The sequence below is a fragment of the Micrococcus sp. CH7 genome (assembly GCF_001595485.1).
Classification (GTDB): domain Bacteria; phylum Actinomycetota; class Actinomycetes; order Actinomycetales; family Micrococcaceae; genus Micrococcus; species Micrococcus luteus.
In genome coordinates, this window is record NZ_LOSQ01000042.1 from 1 (window position 1) to 19616 (window position 19616).

The 19616-nt window shown below is 70.7% G+C and carries 27 protein-coding genes; 4 read left to right on the forward strand and 23 right to left on the reverse strand.

What is annotated here, in order from left to right; translation table 11 throughout:
• Window positions 1-290: 290 nt before the first annotated feature.
• Genes AUV08_RS10210 through AUV08_RS10215 form a run of 3 tightly spaced genes read left to right on the forward strand, consistent with a single transcriptional unit; the run spans window position 291 to window position 1358 of the window.
• Window positions 291-716: a hypothetical protein gene (locus tag AUV08_RS10210; protein ID WP_061867831.1), complete on the forward strand. Its 426-nt coding sequence runs from the start codon at window positions 291-293 to the stop codon at window positions 714-716.
• A 3-nt stretch (window positions 717-719) separates the two neighbouring features.
• Window positions 720-977, forward strand: a complete 258-nt coding sequence (locus AUV08_RS12415; protein WP_084786018.1) for a DUF4258 domain-containing protein — start codon at window positions 720-722, stop codon at window positions 975-977.
• A 30-nt stretch (window positions 978-1007) separates the two neighbouring features.
• The gene (locus tag AUV08_RS10215) at window positions 1008-1358 is read left to right on the forward strand and encodes a DUF2283 domain-containing protein (protein ID WP_061867830.1); all 351 of its coding nucleotides are present in this window, start codon (window positions 1008-1010) and stop codon (window positions 1356-1358) included.
• A 67-nt stretch (window positions 1359-1425) separates the two neighbouring features.
• On the opposite strand, the gene AUV08_RS10220 is transcribed toward AUV08_RS10215, so the two are convergent.
• The 5 genes from AUV08_RS10220 to AUV08_RS10240 form a co-directional block, all read right to left on the reverse strand.
• Complete coding sequence (locus AUV08_RS10220; RefSeq protein ID WP_084776594.1) at window positions 1426-1698, reverse strand: holin; 273 nt, start codon at window positions 1696-1698, stop codon at window positions 1426-1428.
• Between the two features lie 11 nt (window positions 1699-1709).
• On the reverse strand, window positions 1710-2720 hold the full coding sequence (locus AUV08_RS10225; RefSeq protein ID WP_061867829.1) for a LysM peptidoglycan-binding domain-containing protein: 1011 nt from the start codon (window positions 2718-2720) through the stop codon (window positions 1710-1712).
• 3 nt (window positions 2721-2723) lie between these two features.
• Window positions 2724-3041 (reverse strand): hypothetical protein, encoded by a 318-nt coding sequence (locus AUV08_RS10230; RefSeq protein ID WP_061867828.1) that lies wholly within the window; start codon window positions 3039-3041, stop codon window positions 2724-2726.
• A 5-nt stretch (window positions 3042-3046) separates the two neighbouring features.
• A complete protein-coding gene (locus AUV08_RS10235; protein WP_231865125.1) occupies window positions 3047-3454 on the reverse strand; it encodes a hypothetical protein in 408 nt (135 codons plus the stop codon).
• Window positions 3455-3523: 69 nt separating this feature from the next.
• Window positions 3524-3943, reverse strand: coding sequence for a hypothetical protein (locus AUV08_RS10240; RefSeq protein ID WP_231865126.1), 420 nt, complete (start codon window positions 3941-3943; stop codon window positions 3524-3526).
• An 83-nt stretch (window positions 3944-4026) separates the two neighbouring features.
• Between AUV08_RS10240 and AUV08_RS12000 the strand changes: the two genes are divergently transcribed.
• A complete protein-coding gene (locus AUV08_RS12000) occupies window positions 4027-4188 on the forward strand; it encodes a hypothetical protein (RefSeq protein ID WP_157554197.1) in 162 nt (53 codons plus the stop codon).
• Between the two features lies 1 nt (window position 4189).
• Here AUV08_RS12000 and AUV08_RS10245 read toward each other — a convergent pair whose 3' ends face one another.
• From AUV08_RS10245 to AUV08_RS10325, 18 genes are all read right to left on the reverse strand, one after another.
• Window positions 4190-5422 (reverse strand): hypothetical protein, encoded by a 1233-nt coding sequence (locus tag AUV08_RS10245; RefSeq protein ID WP_061867825.1) that lies wholly within the window; start codon window positions 5420-5422, stop codon window positions 4190-4192.
• Entirely contained in the window at window positions 5419-6642 is a 1224-nt protein-coding gene (locus AUV08_RS10250; protein WP_061867824.1) for a fibronectin type III domain-containing protein, read from the reverse strand. Before AUV08_RS10250 ends, AUV08_RS10245 begins: the two co-directional genes overlap by 4 nt.
• Window positions 6635-7174 carry a hypothetical protein gene (locus tag AUV08_RS10255; RefSeq protein WP_061867823.1) on the reverse strand — a complete coding sequence of 180 codons (540 nt, stop codon included), beginning with the start codon at window positions 7172-7174 and terminating at the stop codon, window positions 6635-6637. Before AUV08_RS10255 ends, AUV08_RS10250 begins: the two co-directional genes overlap by 8 nt.
• Window positions 7171-7566, reverse strand: coding sequence for a hypothetical protein (locus tag AUV08_RS10260; RefSeq protein WP_061867822.1), 396 nt, complete (start codon window positions 7564-7566; stop codon window positions 7171-7173). The genes AUV08_RS10255 and AUV08_RS10260 overlap by 4 nt, the downstream gene beginning before the upstream one ends.
• Window positions 7567-7580: 14 nt before the next feature.
• Window positions 7581-7844 carry a hypothetical protein gene (locus AUV08_RS10265; RefSeq protein ID WP_157554194.1) on the reverse strand — a complete coding sequence of 88 codons (264 nt, stop codon included), beginning with the start codon at window positions 7842-7844 and terminating at the stop codon, window positions 7581-7583.
• Window positions 7841-8947 carry a hypothetical protein gene (locus tag AUV08_RS10270; protein ID WP_061867820.1) on the reverse strand — a complete coding sequence of 369 codons (1107 nt, stop codon included), beginning with the start codon at window positions 8945-8947 and terminating at the stop codon, window positions 7841-7843. The genes AUV08_RS10265 and AUV08_RS10270 overlap by 4 nt, the downstream gene beginning before the upstream one ends.
• The gene (locus tag AUV08_RS10275; RefSeq protein WP_061873236.1) at window positions 8944-11187 is read right to left on the reverse strand and encodes a fibronectin type III domain-containing protein; all 2244 of its coding nucleotides are present in this window, start codon (window positions 11185-11187) and stop codon (window positions 8944-8946) included. Before AUV08_RS10275 ends, AUV08_RS10270 begins: the two co-directional genes overlap by 4 nt.
• A gap of 49 nt (window positions 11188-11236) precedes the next feature.
• Window positions 11237-14620 (reverse strand): phage tail tape measure protein, encoded by a 3384-nt coding sequence (locus tag AUV08_RS10280; protein ID WP_061867818.1) that lies wholly within the window; start codon window positions 14618-14620, stop codon window positions 11237-11239.
• Between the two features lie 15 nt (window positions 14621-14635).
• Window positions 14636-15028 carry a hypothetical protein gene (locus AUV08_RS10285; protein WP_157571226.1) on the reverse strand — a complete coding sequence of 131 codons (393 nt, stop codon included), beginning with the start codon at window positions 15026-15028 and terminating at the stop codon, window positions 14636-14638.
• Window positions 15029-15087: 59 nt separating this feature from the next.
• Window positions 15088-15489, reverse strand: a complete 402-nt coding sequence (locus AUV08_RS10290) for a hypothetical protein (protein WP_061867816.1) — start codon at window positions 15487-15489, stop codon at window positions 15088-15090.
• A gap of 28 nt (window positions 15490-15517) precedes the next feature.
• A complete protein-coding gene (locus AUV08_RS12005; protein ID WP_157554191.1) occupies window positions 15518-15670 on the reverse strand; it encodes a hypothetical protein in 153 nt (50 codons plus the stop codon).
• An 86-nt stretch (window positions 15671-15756) separates the two neighbouring features.
• On the reverse strand, window positions 15757-16425 hold the full coding sequence (locus AUV08_RS10295) for a hypothetical protein (RefSeq protein ID WP_061867815.1): 669 nt from the start codon (window positions 16423-16425) through the stop codon (window positions 15757-15759).
• 41 nt (window positions 16426-16466) lie between these two features.
• Window positions 16467-16838 (reverse strand): hypothetical protein, encoded by a 372-nt coding sequence (locus AUV08_RS10300; RefSeq protein ID WP_061867814.1) that lies wholly within the window; start codon window positions 16836-16838, stop codon window positions 16467-16469.
• Between the two features lie 5 nt (window positions 16839-16843).
• The gene (locus AUV08_RS10305; protein WP_061867813.1) at window positions 16844-17119 is read right to left on the reverse strand and encodes a hypothetical protein; all 276 of its coding nucleotides are present in this window, start codon (window positions 17117-17119) and stop codon (window positions 16844-16846) included.
• Window positions 17112-17441 carry a hypothetical protein gene (locus tag AUV08_RS10310; RefSeq protein WP_061867812.1) on the reverse strand — a complete coding sequence of 110 codons (330 nt, stop codon included), beginning with the start codon at window positions 17439-17441 and terminating at the stop codon, window positions 17112-17114. The genes AUV08_RS10305 and AUV08_RS10310 overlap by 8 nt, the downstream gene beginning before the upstream one ends.
• A gap of 2 nt (window positions 17442-17443) precedes the next feature.
• Window positions 17444-17953 carry a hypothetical protein gene (locus AUV08_RS10315; protein ID WP_061867811.1) on the reverse strand — a complete coding sequence of 170 codons (510 nt, stop codon included), beginning with the start codon at window positions 17951-17953 and terminating at the stop codon, window positions 17444-17446.
• Window positions 17954-17970: 17 nt separating this feature from the next.
• Window positions 17971-18240: a hypothetical protein gene (locus AUV08_RS10320; RefSeq protein WP_061867810.1), complete on the reverse strand. Its 270-nt coding sequence runs from the start codon at window positions 18238-18240 to the stop codon at window positions 17971-17973.
• A gap of 74 nt (window positions 18241-18314) precedes the next feature.
• Window positions 18315-19616 (reverse strand): phage major capsid protein, encoded by a 1302-nt coding sequence (locus tag AUV08_RS10325; protein WP_061867809.1) that lies wholly within the window; start codon window positions 19614-19616, stop codon window positions 18315-18317.

Consider the following 19616-nt stretch of genomic DNA (forward strand, 5'->3'; position numbering starts at 1 on the left):
GGGACGGACCGGCTGTAAGCCGGGAACCGGCCTCTCCCCAGCAATCACGCGGGATCCACGGGGGTCGTGCCGGTCCTGTGCCGGTTCGGCCCGTGCAGACCGCCTGGCCGGACGAAGCCGCCCCGCCACCAGGGGAGGTGGCGGGGCGGGAGCCGCAGCGTTCACGGGATTGGCCGCGGCAGGCGCCGGCCGCACGGAGGGGGGATGGCGGCGGCGCCACTGGTCAGCCTAGCCTGCAGCAGCCGGAGGTGGCACGGACCTGTGGACACTTCGGGCGCTAGGCTCAGACCATGGAGAAGTCGCCCCCCCAGAAGCCTGCTCTCGACTATGCGTTCCTCGCCGAATACGCCCGCGTCGAAGGCAACAGCCTGACGGCCGTCGGCGCGAGCTTCACCCTCCTCGAGGTTCCCAGCTTCCCGCTTACCACAACCGTCTATGTGGCCGGCCGCTTCCGTGCTCCAGAACATGGCGACCCCTTCGCAGTCTCGGTGACCGCTGGCAAAGCCGATGACGAGCCCGCCATCACTATGGCCACTACCTTCGACCCCAAGGATGCCCTCCACCCTTACCGCGACCGCGTGGGGATCACCTTTGCCGTCGGCCTCCCCGTGCAGTTCGCGACGGCGGGCCTCAAGCAGGTCAGCATCCTCATCGAAGATGAGCCGGTACGCGACCTGTACTTCGAAGTCACGGGCCCCACCGACGACGCCGAGTGACTCATGCAGCTCATCCTTGCCAACCACGTACGACAGCGCCTCGCGCAGCGTGGCATCTCAGCCGACGAGGTTCGGGAAGTTCTCACCCCTCACCGCGTCATCCAGACCCGCCCGGGCGATGCCCCCGGCAAAGCGATTCATCTCATAGACCTGCCCTCTGGACGGCGCATCGAAGTGATCACGGCTCCGCCTGTCGCGGACGCCCCTCCTGGCGGACGGGTGGTAGTTGTGACAGCCTGGGTATACGGAGACACGGCGTGAGCTGTCTCCCCTTGAGGAAGAGAGGCCCCCATGAAGCTGCATGAGGTCACCTACGACCAGGAGTATGGCCTGGGCTACGCCCGACTGGGCGAGGGCATCGTGGACCGCACCGTGAGCTACGGCGACGCCGTGGCCGTTGACTTTGCCGCCGACGGCTCCGTCTACGGGCTCGAAGTGTTCGGAAGCGTCCACGAGATCCCCGTGACCGCCATGGTTGACCACTTCGGCTGGGACAACGAGATCTGGTCCTGCCTGTCCATCGCGGCCCGCCAGTTGGAAGCGCTCATCGAGGCCCCCCGTACGGCCGGCAGCGACGGGACCTTCCGCCCGGCCGGGACGTGGCACCCGACTGGTCAGAATGGGCACCTCACCGCCGCCTGACCCTGGACGCAGAAGAGCGCCCCGCCCCAGCGTGATGCTGGGACGGGGCGCTTCTGTGTGGGGCCGGTCAGTCGGCGACGTGGTGGCGCGGGTCGGGCGCCTCGTGCTTGCCCTGGTAGCCGTCGTCGGCGGGGGCGCCGGCAGTGAAGTCCGGGGTGGCGAGCGACGTCAGCAGGGACACGATGGTGGCGAGGGCCGCGACGGACAGGGCAGCGACCCAGTCCACGTCGAGGAGGCCGACGCCGCCGGTGGTGAGGATGGCGAGCAAACTCTGACAAAAGGTCTTCACCGCCCTCTCCCCGGCACCCTGCCAGAACGCGGACGTGGCGTAGATGCTCATGCTGTTCTCCTTCAGGCGACCCGGAGGGTCTGGCCGGGGTGGATGGTGGAGGTGCGGGTGAGGCCGTTGAGGTTGGCCAGCTGGTCGATGGTCAGGCCGTGCTGGCGGGCGATGCCCCACAGGCCCTCACCCTTGGCCACGGTGTGCGTGGGTGGGGCAGGGACGCGCAGACGCTGGCCGACCTCGATCAGGTGCGGGTCCGCGAGCGCGTTGAGCTTGGCGAGGGCCTGCCACGTCGTCCCGTGGGCCTTGGCGATGCCGCCGAGGGTGTCGCCGGCGCGAACCGTGTAGGTGCCGGTGGCCGGCGCAGGCCGGGACGACGTCGCCGCGGGGGTGGGCGGGGTGGGCTTGGGCTGGACAGGCCAGGCGCCGGCGGCCACAGCCTTGCGGATCGCGTCCCAGCCGCCCGGGATGCGCGTGGGATCGGTGCGGCCCTCCGCGCCGGGGTAGCCGACCGGCTGCCACTCACCGTGCATCATGATCTCGAAACGGTCCGGGGCCCACTCCTTGCGGAGCTGAGCGAGGATCTTCACGAGGGTCACGAGCTGCGCCTCCGTGACCGGGTACGCGGAGCTATTCGCGTCCATCGAGATACCGATCGTGTGGAAGTTCGCCTCGCCGTCGCGGACGCCGGGGTTGGGTCCGGCCACCTTCGTGGGCCAGGTCCCGCGCCCTGCCTGCCAGCCGGGCCCGGCGGCGATGAGGCGGACGGTTCCGTCGCGGGCGATCAGGATCGCGTAGGTGTGGGCACCGCGGGTGCCCCATCGATCCGCGACGACGTCGAGGGTCGGGGCCTGGGGGTCACGGTACGCGCGGTCACCGGCGGCGGCCTTCGCGAACGCCGAGTCGTCGGACTCCGTGGTGTGGATGACCGCGCCGTAGATCTCGTCGTAGCCGCGGGGCCGGCCCTCACGGTCGGTGTAGCCGGTGCGGGTCTCCCAGCCGGGGACACCCTCCCAGCGGTCGGGGCCGACGGCGGTGTCGAGGACGCGGCCGAGGCCGGTCAGGAAGGGAATGGGCATGGGTCAGTCCTCCGTGGGAGTGGTGGGGGTGGTGGGGGTGATGGGGGTGATGCCGTGGCGGGCGAGGATGCCCTCCAGGTGGATGCGGCGGGCCCGCTCGGTGGTCAGCTCTCCGCGGAGCTGCTCAAGGTCCTCGCGGCAGTCGTCGTACAGGTCCCGGGGCAGCGCCGTCGCCTCGACGTGCTGGGTGGTGGGTGGCTCGGCGCCGGGTGCGGTCGCCGTCTCGATGCGGTGCCGCACGACCCACCCGATGCCGGCCATGAGGGCCAGGACGATCGGGGAGAGGGAGGTGATGAGCAGCGCGACGTGCTCAGGGCTCAAGCGGGTCACCTCCCGGTGGGCGCGGCGGCGGGCTCCGGGCTGGTGGTGGCATGAGCGGCAGCCACGAGACGGCGCAGCTCGAGGCCGACCTGGGTGGCACGGGCCGCGCAGCCCAGGGCGATCCCGGCGCCCATGATCTGCGTGGACGGGCCGCCCTCGATGCCGTAGACGACGAAGAGGCTCACGACGTAGGTGGCCTTCGTCAGGGCGAAGACCGTGCAGCCGACGAGCTCGGCGGACATGCTGTAGATGGGCAACTTGCGATGCGCGGCCAGTAGGGCGCCGGTGGCGGCCATGATCGGGCCGATCAGGTGCAGGCCAGCCCAGATCTCCTCCCACGGGGAGGCCAGGACCTCCTCCACGGCACGCGATGAGATGACCCCGGCGACGTGCGAGAGGCCGAGGATGACCATGCCGATGTACATCGTGATCGCGAACGCATGCGTGGACGATGTGACGGGGACGTGGGGGCCCGGGGGCGGTCATCGGTGGGCCATCTGGTCAGGATGGCGGGCCTCGGAGACGTAGAGCACGACCATCAGCAGAGACAACCACGCCGGCACCGTGTAGATCACGGACGCGGCCGGGACGCCGCCACCCATCGCTCCCCACGTAATGAGCGCACTGATCGTCCCCCAGATCCCCGTCTGCAGGACCAGGGGCGCCGGTGCGAGCTCACGCCAGCGCAGCACCACCAGCGCCGAAAGCGTCCCGACGAAGATCGAGGCCAGCGCCCACGCCAGCGGGGACGCGAACTGCCACATCGGCGCCCACGTGGCCGTCTGGAAGCGGTCCGGGGCGAGGACGAAGGTCAGGCCGATCGCGACGAGCGCGGCAGAGAGGGACACCGCCACGATCTCCGGGAACGCGGAGCGGCGAATACGGACAACGAGCTGAGCCACGCTACGAGGCACGGGCACCTCCAAGGGGTGTCGGGAATGACGACGGCCCCCGCCGTGTGGGCGGGGGCCGCTAGGGTGTGGGCATGAGCCTGTGGAGCCGCCTGGTCAGCCTGGTCCGCCCTTCCGAGCGCCGATGCGACTGGTGCCGCGCCACCTACCGGCCAGCGCAGGCCGCCACAGAGTCACGGGGCCGGTTCTGCACCGAGGCGTGCGCGGTCGAGGACGCCGACTTCACGGCGTGGTGAGTCAGAGGTGGTCCGTGAGCCACTTCGCAGCCACCGGCTCCATTAGATCCGACCCCACCACCGAAGGGTGGGTCCCATCGTCGGTGGCGGCCCCCCGGTCGACGCGCCACACGGTCTCCCCACGCGAGTTCTTCGCTTCGAGGGCTGCGGCGATGTCGCAGATGCCGATGAGGGGGTGCCCGGCCTGCCCGGCTCGTACAGCGCCCGTGCCGCCGGTGAGCGCGGCGACCCCGTTGATGATGGGCGCCCCGTCACGGAGCCAGGCGTTCAGCGTGTTGCGCCAGACAGCGTGCGTCTCAGTCTGCCCGTCAAGGGTGGCGAGCGAGCCGGCACCGCCATCACCGGTGTAGAGCTTGGTGTAGGGCACCATCGTGGTCTGCCCGAGTCGGGATACAGGACCAGCCGTGAGCCACGTCCAGGACTCGACCATCTTGTTGGCTACGTCCTGAACCTGAGAGTTGCGGTGGTTCGTCCCGTACTCGGTGAGGCCGAGGGTGAATAGAGCCTTGTCCTCGGGGGTCAGGCGAGCCTGGACGCTACCAACGGGGATCCCTTCGGCCCACTGGCCCAGGTCGGTCCATGCCGCCCCCGTAGACGCGGCGGCGCGGCGCATCCATCCGACCTCGAGGATGGAGTCCCCGAGGCACACGATGGACTTCGACGCCGTGTTCGTCTTGCCGAGGATCAGACTGGGTGCCCCGGAGAGGCTGGACTGATCGAGCAGCCCGAGGCCGCCCGTAAACGGCCCGAAGTACCGTGACTGAAGAGGGGTCCTACTCCGCACCTCGCCCCTCGGGTACGCGGACCCGGGGGAAGCCTCCCAGACGGTGTAGAACGTTTCGCCAGCTGCGAGGACCACGGACTCGTTCAGCGGGTCGGAGGTACGGAACTCCAGGCGCGGGATCGTCACCGTCTCCGACCCGCCCCAGGTGAGACGGTGATATGCGCCGCGCACCACGAGGAGGGCCTTGCCGGTGATCCCAGCGTCCGCGCCCGCCCACCCGTGGACGCCCTGCCGGATGCGAAGCCCCTTGGCGGACGCCCGCATGGTATGGCGAGTGACGATGGTGAGACCGTCCGTCTTATCTGCGGTGCCGGCGATCCGCCACCATGCGCAGTTGTCAGCGACCTGCCGAAGCGTGGTGAGGGTGGCCGGGTCCACGTTGGTCTCGGGTCCGGGTGTGACTGGCTGCGTGTCTGCCTTGAGTGCGGTCAGAAGTGCGAGGAGGCTCATGCGGCGGTCACCTTCCAGGACGTGACGGCGACCGAGTCCGAAGACGGGCTGACGCCGAACATGGTCCCCGTGGACTTCAGGGGAGGCAGCGCATAGTCCGTGAGCTTCTCCACGCCATCCACAGTGAGCGTGAGGGTGGCCGTGGTGCCGGTTCGCTTCAGCTCGGCCTTCATGGTGTGAGGCTGGTTGAACTGCGGGCCGTCACCCGGGTAGGGGGTCGACAGGTCCGCGATGAAGCCCGCAATCCCCGGGTACGCCTGATTCGGGTCGAATGCGTACCACTTCTGATACGTCGTGCCTGCGAGATGGAGGCCCTGCCCGACCGTGGGGGAAGTGAAGTAGGCGAGGATCAGGAGGCCCTCGGAGTGGGTCGCCCCGGACGTCCACGACGCCTCGACAAGCACCCGCTCCGACTTTCCCACATCCACAAGCGCGCTGTTCACGGACACAACCGATCCGCCCGAGAAAACCTTGCCGCCAGTGCCGGGGGACGCGATCTGCCCGCTCACAATTGTGGGGGCTGCTGTGGACACCTGCTGGTAGGTGAGCGCGGGCGTGCCCTGCGGCATGACGCGGCCAACCAGGGGCGTGCCGTCCGGGGCGCTGAAGTCGTCCGACCAGGACGAGCCCCACGGAGCCTGTGCCAGCGTCGTCTTTGACAGTGCGACGCCGGAGGCAGTGAGGCCAGCGGCGTCCTGCACCCGGTGGCGGAACGAGTACGCCGTGTTCGGGGTGAGGCCCGTGAACGTGTACGAGGGGCCAGCCTGCCAGCTCGTCCAGGTCGTGCCGCCGTCCTTCGAGAACGAGTATCCGGTGACACCTCGGTTGTCAGACGCGCCGGAGACGCTCAGGTCGGCCTTGACGTCCGTGACGGTCAGCGACAGCACACCCGCCGTGGGTGCCGTCGTATCCGGCGTCAGAGTGGGCGTGGTCCACGTCTCGGGGACCGTCTGGTAGCCCCATGAGCCGGAGCCCGTGCGCCGCCACACCGTGGCCGTCGCCGAGCTGATGAGCGTGTCCGCCCCGTTCGCCTTGAACGTGGTCGCACCCGTGGACCAGAACTCACGGATCGCCGGGCCCGAGGCGTCCAGGGTCACCGTGCCCGACACCTCCTCAATACCAGAACCGGAGCCGCCGATCTCCAGTTCCTCCGCGAGCGCGGGCAGCTGCCGGCGGAGCTCGGCGTCGGTGACGATCAGGTCCTCGGGGTTCTCAGCCATGGGTGCCTCCTGGGGCGCGGACGACGGCCAGACGGCCGGACGTGGTGGTGGTCAGGGTGGTCGTGCCCCCGGCACGGTGCGCGAGCCGGCCGCCGTCGGTGACCGCGATGTGCGACACCGACGCCGACGTGGCCGGCAGATCCGCGAGCGCGGCGCGTAGGGCGTCGATGGCGGTGGTGCGGTCGGTGCGCTCGGCGTTGAGCGCGGCGGTCCAGGCGGGCTGGTCGGGGCCGGTCGTGGGGAGAAGGGTGGCCGGGTCGATGCGGGTCAGGCCGGTCGCGGGGATCGGTGGGGCGTCGTCGTCGGTCTCGGGGACGAGGACCCACCAGGTGAACGGGGTCCGCCGCTCCGGGTAATGGCGGATGCGCCACGCTTCGCCGGGATCGGTGGGGTCGAGGTCGATGACGGTGGGGCCGTCGATGTGCTCGAGGCGGCCGTCGGGCAGGTGGATGCGGGCGCCGTCGACCTCGAGGTGAGTGCGGGCGACGACGACGGTGCCGCGGCCGCCCCAGTCGATCAGGACGCGGGTCATGCCCTCACCACCAGGCGGCCGGTGGAGGTACGGGTGACCGGGACGGTGCCGGTGCCCTGCGCGAAGACGAGCCGGCCCGACGTCGACCGCTCGACGTGGGAGGTGGTCAGGCGCTCGAGCTCGGTGATGGCCTCCCCGGATGCGCCGACGAGCTCCTCACACCACTGGGTGAGGCGGACCGGGCCCGCGGTGAGGGCGACCCGCCGGGTGGTCTCGTCGGTCTGCCACTCGGTGATGAGCCCGTGGGATCCGGTGACGAGCTGCACGGGGGCGCCGTCGCGGTAGGGCTGGACGGGGGCGCCGGTCTCGGCGTCCTCCACGGCCACCCGTACCCCGGCCAGGGGCCGGCCCGTTGCCTGATCCGCGATCACGCGGGGCGCGTACGTGTGCATGATGGGCCTCCTGGTCAGAGCGGGTAGGTGCGGCCCAGAAGGATCTTCTGGGTGCCTCTGTGCAGCAGCAGCACGCGGGCGCCCACAGGCAGATCCGCGGCCGGGACGAGCGAAAGCGGGGCGAGCGGGTCCGTGGACAGGTCGGCGCCCGCCTGGCGCACACGCACCGGGTTCGTGGACACCACCACGCCGTCCGAGACGCGCAGCCCCGGTGTCTTCGCGGCCTCCTGCGGGCCGGCCAGCGCCTGCACCAGGCCGGCCATCGGGTTCCTCGTCACGAGACCACCTCCCGCACCGTCGTCTCTGCCAGGCCCGTGCCGTCGTCGAAGCTGGTCTTCTCGATGACGGCGAGCACGTCGACGTCGTGCCGGGTGCGCACGAACCGGACCACCTGGGACATCTCCAGCGGCAGCGGCAGATGCTGGAACGTGAACGTGCTGGCGGGCCGCTGCACCTCCTTCAAGCGGAGGTCCGCGCGCGCCTGCAGGATCGCCTGGGAGGCCGCGTCGACCTCCTCGACCTTGGTGATGACCATGCCGCGGCGCATCGTCCCGTACGGGGACGACGTGTCCCGAGCGGACGCGGACATGGGCAGCGTGTCCGGGTCGTCCGAGCGGGCGATCAGCACCACCTCGTTCGGGATGCTGTAGGTGTCCCGGTTGTGGGTGACCTCGGGGGCGTACCGCATGGCCGTCGAGTCGTCCCGGAACGTCCACGCGATCCCGCGGGAGGTCGCCGCCCGGGCCGGGCCGGCGCGGAGCACGCCCTGCGGGTCCGCGTAGATCGCCGTGAAGTTCGCGGCCACGAGCATGTCGTTGACCATGCGCAGGTACGTGGTGCCGGCCTCCCAGGACATCTGGGAGGCGAACACCTCGTCGGCGTCCTCGAGCGCGTGCTTGAGGCCCTGCCGGTTCAGCAGGTGCCGGACCGTGTCGATGATGTTCGAGCCCTTGCGGGCCACCCACTCCGAGACCGTGGAGGTCTGCACGTCCAGCCGGTACATGGCGTCGAGGAGTTGCAGCTCCTGCACGGCACGCGTCTTGTCCGTGAGGACCCGGGTGGGGGACTCCACGATGAACGTGCCCACCGTCCACTGCAGGGACTGCCCGCGGTGGCTGATGCGCTGGTGCGCGCGGAGGCGGTGCTCCATCCAGTCGATGTCCTCGGCGCCTTGCCATGTGCAGGACCCGCCCGAGCGGATCGTGGCGTTCACGTTGTTCTCGAACCGGAAGTCCCGCACCCCACGCAGGGTGCGGATGAACCTGTTCGTGCGGGCGTGCACCAGCTCGTAGATCCACTCGACGTCGCGGGAGCCGGCCAGCAGGTCCACCGCGGCCGGCCCCCACTCGGGGGCGTCGATCAGGTGCAGCTGATCCGTCACTGCTCCACCGCCTCCGCCTCCGCTTCGACATGGTCGATCTCGTACACCGTGAAGGACGCCTCCTCGAGGATCCGCTCCTCACTGCCGGAGACCTCCGAGATGTCCGCGAACCAGCGGCGGCCCTTCGCGTCCCGGTAGAGGATCGGCAGGTCAGCGTCCGCGAGGAACTGCTCGAGCTCCTCGTATGTGCACCCGCCGTCCGGGTTCGGGGCCAGCCGGACCGACACGCTCACCGCGTGGTCGACCTGCTCACCACGGACCGCGATCGGCAGCTTGGACCCGGCCATGTGGTGCCGCTCCGAGGCGCGCGACCATGACGGCCCCGTGCGCGCGTTGTCCCGCATCCGCACCTGACGCGACCAGCCCGGCCCCGCGTTGAGCCAGATCCAGCCCTCCGGGTCCGGGGCCACTAGCACCGGCGCCGCCTCCGCAGTGGAAGGCAGATCCGAGACCGTGGTCAGCCGGTACGCCGTCGTGCGGGACGTGTGCGGGGTCGGGTCCACGAGCGCCGTGTCCACCGGCAGGCCCACGGCCAGCCGCGACCACGGCGCCCCGTCGACCGATCGCCAGATCTCCACCGACGACGCTTCCGCCTCACCCTCAGCCGGCGGCGGCACCACCACCGTGAGCATGACCGCGGCCGAGTCCGGCAGCCACTCCGCCGTGAGCACACCCACAGGCGGCTCCGGGTAATCCACGGCCACCGTGACCTGGTCCCACTCAGACCACAGGCCAGACGCCGCCCGGGCCCGCACACGGATCACGTAGGAGCGGCCGTCCTGCAACCGGACCGGCGGCGTCAGACCACGCGACGCGTGCTCCCAGGTGCGCTGGTAGATGATCGAACCCTCGTCGTCGAGGATCTGCGCTGACCCGGCCGCCTGCTCCTCGCCCTCCGGGGCGAAGAAGTCGAAGGCGATCTTCGCCTGTGACGCGGCCAGCGGCCCATCCTGCAGGGAGGTGATCGTCACCGACGGGGCCTGCGCCACCCGCGTCAGCTGCAGCACCGACCACGGGGACGGGTCCCCGTGAGCACCCCACGTCCGGACCTGCCACTCCACGACACCGGGCTCCCATAGGCCCGCCGGAACCACATGCGTGGTGTCTGACGCGGACGCCTTCGGGATCCCATTCCAGGCACTCGTCCCCCCCGGCCGCCACCGGATCTCCCGAGCCGACTGCTCCGAGGAATCTGCGGTGTTGTACCGCCACGACAGGGTGATCGGCAGCGCCGCATCCGCGAGCGCCGGGGAGAGGCTGGTGGGGGCCGCGGGTGGGGCGAGGAGCTGCACCCAGGGGGAGTGCGCCCAGGCCGAGGTGAGGGTCTTGCCCTGTGTGTCGACTTCGGCGAGGACCGCGTACTGCAGAGGCAGGGACGGGTCGGGGGACTTGATGACGTACGAGGTGCCGGTGGACGTCCATCCGGGGTACTGCCAGGCGCCGCCCTCCTGCCGCCATGCCAGGCGCGAGCGGGTGTGCGGGGAGATGGACTTGACCCACGAGACGAGGACGTCCAGGCCCTGACGGACGGCCTTCACGGACGTCGGGGGTGCCGGGGTGGTGTACACGGTCGGGGAGGCCGCGTACGCGGAGGTGCCTCCCGTGTTCTTCGCGGCCACCCGCCACTGGTAGCGGCGGCCGGCGGTGGTCGTGGTGTCCGTCCAGGAGGACACGTTGCCGACGGTGGCCACGGTCTTCCACGTGGTCGCGTTGTCCGCGGACCGCTGGATCACCAGGTTCTGGTACGGGGCTGAGGCCGAGCCCGGGCTGTTCCGCGTCCAGTTGATGACGTGCCGGGTGTCCGAGGTCTGGGTGACCTGCACGCCCGACGGCGCCACCGGGGCAGCCAGAGGGCGGGCCGGCACCGGGACGGACCCGGAGACCTTCGCCGTCGTCGGGATGTACGCCAGCCCGGACATGCTCGCCGACCAGGACAAGGTCTGCGCCTTGCCGTACGCAAGCGGGACGGACACCGTGCGCGTCGAGACGACCTGCGAGCCGCCGGACAGGCTACTGATCCGCACGTGCGGGGACGTCGTCGACGCGCCCAGCCCCCCGGAGAGGACGAACGCGGTCGACGGGTCGTCGATCGCCGCGGAGGTCTGCAGCGTGTGCGTGACCGTCACGGACACCGACGACGTCGACGCGGTCACCGTGGACGGCGACATCGTCGCCGACCAGATGAGCCGCATCCGCCGCCCCGACACGGACGCCCACGCACCTGCACCCGACCACGCCATGGGCCCTCCTCAACGTTGCCGGGCGGCCCCGCTCTGGGGCCGCCCGTGGTCATGCCCCGGCGTGCTGCCGGAGCGGCTGTGCCAGCCCGTCCACGTGTTGCCGGATCCGGGCGTCCGTGCGCTGCGCCAGGTAGGCCGGGAACGCTGTCCCGTCCTCCAGCACCAGCGTCAGTTCAGACGGGAAGCCGAACCCTGCCCCGGCGGACGGGTCCGCTGGGGCTGCGGACGCCGACGCCCCCCATCCGAGGGACGCCGACGCGGCGGCGAGTGAGCCCGCGTCCAGCGAGGGGGTCGCCGTGAGGTCCGCGGACGACATGAATGTCTCGGCCTGCCGTTCGAGGTATCCCGCCTCGCCCGCGATCGCGTCCGCGAAGTCGCGGGACAGCGCCCGGCCCGAGTACGTGGTGTACCCGCGACCCGAGAACGGGCCTTCCTTCGCAGGCGAGAACGGGAACAGCCGGCGCACCGACTCGAGGCCGCTCTTCGCGGCCTCCTTGACTCCACCGAAGGCCGACTCCATACCGGACTTGAAGCCGTTCAGTAGCGCCTCACCGGAGCCACGCAGCAGGTTGCCCAGGTCACCCAGGGCCTCCTTGATGCGGCGCGGCATGTCCCGGAAGAAGCCCAGGACGTCGTTGATCCTCTGGTCCACGATCCCGCGCAGCGCCTGGAGGCCGGAGTCGAACTTCTCCTTCGCCCCGTCCGTTGCCTCACGGGACCGGTTGACGATGTTCGTCTTCAGGTCCCCGAAGAATCCGGTGATGCGTGACACGAAGCCTGAGACGACGTCGCGCACAGCAGACGTGCCACCGGAGAAGAGGCTCTTCACGACATCCCACGCCCCGGACGCGGCAGTGCGCATCCCCGAGCCGAGCGACGAGAAGAACCCGAGCACCCGAGCCGCCATGTCCGACACGAAAGCCATGACGGCCGACACTCCGCCGGACACGAAGCCCTTGACGGTTGCCCACGCTGCCGACGTCGAGGATGCGATGCCAGAGCCGAGCGACGAGAAGAAGCCGAGCACGCCCGAGACCAGACCCGACACGAGCCCGGCCACAGCCGCCACGCCGGAGGACACGAAGCTCTTGACCGCTCCCCACGCAGATGCCGTTGAGGACGCGATGCCAGAGCCGAGCGACGAGAAGAAGCCGAGCACGCCCGAGACCAGGCCCGACACGAGCCCAGTCACAGCCGACACGCCAGAGGAGACAGCGGCACTGACCGCCGCCCATGCCGCACCCGTGGCCGACGCGATGGCCGACCAGGCAGTGGACCACGCAGAACGCACCGCCTGCACGACGCTGATGATCGCCCCGACCCCAGACGTAAGCGCGCCGAACACCACCGAGATGATCGACCAGGCGACGGACACCGCCCCCGCGATACCCGCCCACGCCGGGACGACCACGTTCTGCCACAGCCACATGACGACGCTGGCCCACCCGCGGATGCCGTCTGCGAGCAGCGAGAGCACCGGGTGGATGATGCCGGTCCACGCCGCCGAGATGGCCGCGGAGATGCCCGCCCACGCCGGGACGATCACGTTCTGCCACAGCCACATGACGACGCTGGCCCACCCTCGAAAACCGGTCGCGAGCAGCGAGAGCACCGGCTGGATGATGCCGGTCCACGCCGCCGAGATGGCCGCAGAGATGCCCGACCACGCCGGGACGATCACGTTCTGCCACAGCCACATGACGGCCATCGCGAGTGTGCCGGTCACCCACGACCCGAACGCCGAGAGCGCCGGCAGGATGATGCCGGTCCACGCCGCGGAGATAGCCGCGGAGATGCCTTCCCAGGCGGGGACGATGACGCCCTGCCAGAAGGTCATGAACGCGGGCACGAGGGTGCCGGTGATCCAGGTGCTGATGGCCTCGAACGCGGGGCGGATCACGCCCTCCCACGCGGCCTGCGTGGCGGCCTTGATGCCATTCCATGCACCGTCCACGATCTGCCGGAACCACTCGAAGTTCTGGTACGCGTAGATCGCGGCGGCCACCAGTGCAGCCAGCACGACGATGACCACCCCGATGGGGTTCGCGGCCATGACGGTGTTCAGCTGCGCGAAGCTCGTAGCGAGCAGCAGCTTGGCGGCGGTCACTGCCTTCGTGATGGCCGCCCATGCCTTGAACGCGCCCACGAGGATGCCGACGGCGGCGCCCGCGGCGCCCAGGGCGACGGCCAGGAACCCCAGCCAGGAGCTGTTCTGCTGCACCCAGCCGCCGAACGCGGCGAGCGCGGGGATCAGGCTGTTCTGGAACCAGCCGTAGACCTCCTGCACCCGTGCCGCGAGTGCCTCCATGAAGCCGAGCAGCCCACCCTGGGTGATGGTGCCGTCGGCCCGCCCCCACGCGTCCATGAACGCGCCGACGGCGTCCACGGCGACGCCCATCCAGGTGCCGAGGGCACCGAACACGGCGGCGCCCATGGGCTCGAGCCACACGAGCACGTTGTTCTTGAACAGCTGCCAGGCTTCCGCGAAGTCCATCGTCTCCGCGCCGACGTCCAGGATCGAGTCGGACGTCTGCCCGGCCGCCTTCGTAAGGTCATCCAGGTTCAGCGCCCCGGACTTCAGGGCGTCGAGAAATTGGGGAGCGCCCTTCGTGCCGAACACCTTGCCCGCGAGCTCGAGCGCGGCGGCCTCGTCGCCGGAGGCAATGAAGCCCTCGATCTCCCCGATGACCCGCTTGAACGCCTCCTGCGGGGCCTCGCCGTCCTTAGCGAGGGTCACCAGGCCCTTGGACATGGCGGCCATCATCTTGTTCGAGTTCAGGCCCGCCTTGTCCAGTGAGCCGGCCATCACGGCGGTCTCCTCAAAGGAGAACCCGAGTGCCTTCATCGCCGGGGCGTTCGCTGACACCGTGCCCGCGAGCTCATTCATGCCGACGCCGGTGGCCTGGGACACCTGGAACAAGTGGTCCATGGCGCCGACGACGGCCTCGCCCTCGATCCCGAATGCGTTGAACGCGGCCGAGGTCTTGTTGATGTCCACGTCCTCGCCGAGGATGCGGCCCGCCTCGAGGTACTGGGAGGCGACCGTCTCCAGGGTCTCGCCTGAGAGGCCCATGCGGGTGTTGATGTCCGCGACCGTGGTCCCGACCTGCTCGAACGAGGCCGGGACGTTCTGGCCTACCCGCTTAGCGGAGTCGACCAGGCCGTCCAGGGCCTCACCCGAGGCGCCCGTGCCGACACGGATGGTGTCCGTGACGTCGTCGAAGACCTCACCCACCTTGTACAGGAACGCCCCCGCAGCCATCGCGCCGGCGCCCGCCGCGGCGATGCCCACGGTGAGGGCCTTGCCGAACCGCTGGCCAATCTGCGCCCCGGCCTTGTCCGCCGCGCCACCAGCCCCGGTGACCAGAGCGGGTCCGAAGTCCTTGAACGACGGGAGGACCGGCAGCCAAATGGCCTCGTTAGCCTGCGCCATAGTGCCCTCCTCGGGTCAGGATGCTGGGGTACGTCCGATCGCCGCCGTGGCCTCGGCCTGCAGGGCAGCCATCCGCGCGGCCGCGCGACGACGCCGAGACCTCTGCACAGCGGTCTCCGCCGGGCGTGCCGGCGGCGGCAGGGTCGGCTTGGCCTTCACGACGCCGGCCACCAGCGCGAACAGCGCCTCCACGCCACCGGTCAGCCGGTCCAGCCGCTGCTCGACCGGCCCGTACTCAGACAGCCGCGGCGGGCCGGCGCGGTCGGGGATCTGGTCGAGGTACGCCTCGACCACCTCGTCGTCCTCCCACCGGGCCAGCTCCAGCCGCGAGCGCGGCGGCAGCCCCTCGATGAGGGCGTGGAGGCGGCGCCAGGTGTGGACCCCCCGGAAGACGTCCAGGAGGTCCACGCCGTAGGTGGCGAGGAGGTCGCACTCGATGTGCGGCCCGTACCTGTCGACGAGGGCGATCAGGGACGGGAGGGGGCTTCCCCCACGGGGCGCCACCCCTGCTTGATGAGGGTGCGGATGCGGCGGGGGTCTTTCTCGAAGCGCTTGCCGCCGCCGGGGCCGACGAGCTCGTGCTCTTCGGGGAGGTCGAAGTGGACCATGATGTCCATCATCAGCGCCTCCATGGCCTTGTACGGGGCCTTGGCGAGGAGCGGTTCGATGCGCGCCCACTCGGTGCCGCAGAGGGTGATGAGCATGGCCTCCATGTCGCCGGTGCGGTAGGCGCGGGCCCACTGCATGAGGGCGGCGCCGGTCGGGGCGGGGATGGAGATGGTCTCGTCCTTGGAGACGGCCAGCTCGAAGGGGGCGTGCGCGGCCTCGGCCGTGTACTGGTCCCAGGTCTTGAAGGTGGTGTTGCTCATGGCTGGTGGGCCTTTCGCTCGGGGGTGGTCAGGACTTCTTCGTGGCCGTCTTGTCGTCGGCCGTGGGGGCGCCCTGGGGCTTCCAGCCCTGGGCGAGAAGGTTGGTGCGCTCGGTCGGGGACGTGGGCGTCCACTGGCGTTCGCCGTCGGGGGAGACGAGGGGGGTCTGCTTGTCGGCCATGGGTTCCTCCATGTCGTCGTGGGCCAGGGATGGAAGGGGCGGCGCGGGCGGCCCACCAGCTGATGCCCGCGCCGCCCGGTCTCATGTCAGGCGGAGCCCGGGGCCGGGAAGCCCATGTCCTCGTGCTTCAGGCCGGGGCCGCCCCAGATCTCGCGCATGGCCGTGCCGACGGCGCGGTCGTTGTAGGCGGTGAAGGTCAGGCCGTAGCGCAGCTCCTCGTCCTCGGACCACTTCTGCTCCGCGTTCTCGGAGACCTGGGCGCGCGGGAGCCAGCGGACGACGTAGAGGGCGTCGGGTCCGTCGCCGTCCTTGCCGACGGCCAGGACGCGCCAGAGCAGCGGCGCGGGCCGGGAGGGCTTGTCGATGATGACGTTGCCCTTGGCGTCCGTGGTGATCCCGGACAGGTCCACGCCCTTGTCCATCTCCAGGGTCGTCAGGTGGGTCTCCTGCGCGGTGAACTGCAGGCCCATGACGTCGGAGAGGATGTCGCGGCGGGTCGGTTCGGCGTAGCCGTGGGAGGTGACGTCGGAGGTCTCCTGCTCACGGGACCAGGTCGCGCCGTCCTCCTTCGTGGTGTGCCCGATCGGCACGTAGCCGGCCGGGAGGGTCAGCTGGGTGCCGTCCCAGATCTGGGTGGGGGCCTGGTCCGAGGCATCCCACCGCTTGGCGAAGAGCGCCATCTCCAGGATCTTGCGGATGCGGGTGTTGTCGTGGCCCTTGAGGGTGTCGAAGGTGCCGGTGGTGGCAGTCGCCATGAGGGGGTCCTCCTAGAGGTGAATGTTCAGGGGTGCTGGGGTCAGTAGCGGCGGAAGCGGGCCGCGTACACGGCCACGTACCGGTGGACGGCCGGGTTGCCCCAGTCGACCCACGACGGGGCGGACGACGTCCGCACGGAGTCGAAGAGCACGGCGCCGGCACGACGCCCGCTGAGCTCGTGCATGGTCTGCCTCGCCCGCTCGGCCAGCTCGCGGGCCGCGGCCCGGGTCGGGGCGAACGCCTCGACGTCGATCGCGGGGGCGTCCGTGACGCCGTCGTCCGATCCGGGGCCTCGGGTGACTCGGACGAAGCCGGGCAGCTGCTCCAGGTCGGGGGGAGTCGCGACGGACACGCGGACGCCGAGAGCGCGGGAGAGGTAGGCGACGAGGGCCTTCTCGACGTCGGGCCACATGCGGGTCACCCTCCTTCGGCGGCGCGGCCGAGGATGCGGCGGCGCCCGGTGCGGGACGAGCCCCACTCCTGCTCGGCGTTGTCGCCGACGACGTTGACGTACTGGCGGCCTCGCGGGCGGGTGCCGGCCACCGTGGTGACGTTCATCGGCACGTCCTCGGCTGCGGCGAGCGCCTGCGCTCGGGCCGCGATGCCGTTGGCCTTGGCCTGCAGGGCCGGCAGGATCCCAGGGTGGGCCCATGCCTTGGCCATGAGCTCGGGGCCGATGCGGACCTCAGCCACGGACCCTCCCCAGGGCGGCCTTCACGAAGCCCGGGGTGATGAACCCGCCCGGCTGGCGGCCAGGCTCACCCTCGACCTCGTACCGGGCCCCGGCCACGATCACGGCGTCCGCCGCGCCGAGGGGGGCGTCGAGCGGCAGGTAGATCCACAGGCCGTCGATCTGCTGCTCCTGCGCGACCACGTCCTCGGACGAGCCCCGCGGCTCGTACCAGCACGCCCACGACTCGCGCCGCGGCTCCGCCGGCACCGGCACCCCGTACTCGTCGTACCCGGCCGACTCGCCGCGCAGCACGAGCTCACACGTCTCGGTCATCAGCTGCATGGTCAGACCCTCCCGCCGAGCATGTACCGGGACAGGACGGTGTCCGTGGCCGGGTCGATGCCGCCCTCGAGGGTGACGGAGCGGCCACCGATGGACTCGCTCTTCACGCGCCCGCCACCGACGGTGGCGCGGGCGCGGTCGGCGATCAGGGCGAGGAGCTCGTCCGGGCATTCGTCGAAGCCGTGCTGGACGGTGATCGTGACGACGTCGGGCCAGCCTCCGGGCATGAGGAGCACGCCGTCGCCGAGGTCGTAGACGTCGGCCGGGGTGAGGCCCTGGCGGTGAGGGGAGGCGAGCGCCTTGACCTCGACGACGCGCAGGGTGCGCAGCACCAGGGTGTCCGAGCCACCGGTGCGGAGCGTCCACGTGTCCTCGCGCTGCGGGGCGATGTGCCACTCGCACTCGGCCCGGATGGAGCCGACGGCGGCGTCCACCGCCTTCTGCTGGTAGGGGGCGCCCGCGAAGCCGACCAGGTCAGACGCCTCGATCATGTCGTTGCTCGAGCGGTTCACGTGCGCCTCCTCCCAGGTCAGTCGGCGGTGGTCTCGAACGCCTCGAAACCGGCGCCGTCAGCCTTGCCGTCAGCGTCGGCCCCGGCGTCGGCGGGGGCCTTGTCCTGCGGAGCAGGGCCCTGCTTGTTCGCCGGCTTCGGCGCGGAGCGGCGCCGGCGGGCGGGCTTCGGGGCCTCCTGCTGGTCAGCCTCGGTGAGGCCGCGACGCTTAGCGTCATGCTCGGAGAGCAGCAACGTCGTGGCGAACCCGTTCTCGTTGGTGATCTCGTAGGGCTTCAGGCCAGCCATGGTGACCTCCTCGGGGTCGTGGTTGGGGGTGGCCCGCCCCGCGGGTGCGGGGCGGGCCGTCAGGGGGCCACCGGTCAGCCGGCGACCGTGGTCTTCACGAACGCGGCCGGGCGGGTCACGCCGAACGCGACGCGCTCCTCGACCAGGACGGCCACGAGGTTGCGGACGAAGAAGTCCGCGTGCGAGTCCGAGAAGGTCACGGTGGTGTCCTCGCGGTCCCAGAGCACGGCCTTCGAGAAGTCGCCGACCACCGCGGTGCCCGCGGCGATCGTCTCGGACTCCACGATCGGCAGGGACCACAGGGTCCGCGGGCCCATCGCGAACGGGCCGGCACCGTAGAAACGGCCGCCGGTCTCGCGGGCCAGGTCCACGGTCTCGACGTCCAGCGGGTTCATCAGGACCGCGTTCGGGACCACACGGCCCACGGTGCGGGCCTTCGTGATCGCCTTGCGGACCGAGACGAACACGTCGGAGTCGAACGCCTGGGACTGGATGCCCGAGGTCGAGAGGATGCCGGTCAGGTTCTCCCCGACGCCGTCACCGGTGAGGATCTGCGCCTCCTCGGCCTCCGCGATGTCCTTGGACAGCTCGTCCCGGATCAGGTCCTCGAGCTGCGCCGCGTCCGCGAGCGCCCGCTTGGTGACGGGCACCCACTCGGCGATGGTCTTCACGGAGGTGGAGACGCGCTCGAAGGCCCAGGAGCCCTCGGGCTTGAGGCCGCCGATCACGTTGGTGACGGTGGTGCCGTCGATGGGCGCGGCGGACTGGGCCTCGGGCACGGGCTTGGCCGCGTTGGTGTGCGCGGTCTGGCGGACGTACTCGAGGGTGTCCGAGCCGGTGCGGCGGACGGAGATGAGGTCGCGGATCGTCAGGGGGCGGCGGCCGAGCATCTCGATGATGCCGGTCTGCTCCGGGGTGACGAACGCGCCGGCGGAGGTGCCGGAGGCGCCGGTGAAGAGGGACTTCACGTGGATGGGGTCGGACTTCACCTGGGTGCGGTCCGGGATGCGGACCGTGCCGTCGGAGTTGGTGAAGCCCTTCATCATGGCCTTGAACTGCGGGCTCGAGATGACTTCGAGGCCGAGGTTCTTCACCCGCTGGGTGGGGGTGCCGGCGTCCTTCTGCCCTTCGATGTCGTCGACGGCGTAGCCGCCGATCTCCTGGGCCAGGGACTTGGCCTGGTCGAGGACCTCGGCGTCGCGCTTGGCGACCTTGATCTGCTCGAGCAGGTCACGGCCCTTGGCCATGTGCTGGTCGTACTCGGTGCGCTCGGCGTCGGTGAGGGCGCGGCCCTCGCGGTCGGCCTTCTCGGCGGTCTCGCGGGCAGCCTTCGCCGCCGCCTGAGCCGCCTCCTGAAGCTGCTTGAGCTTCGACAT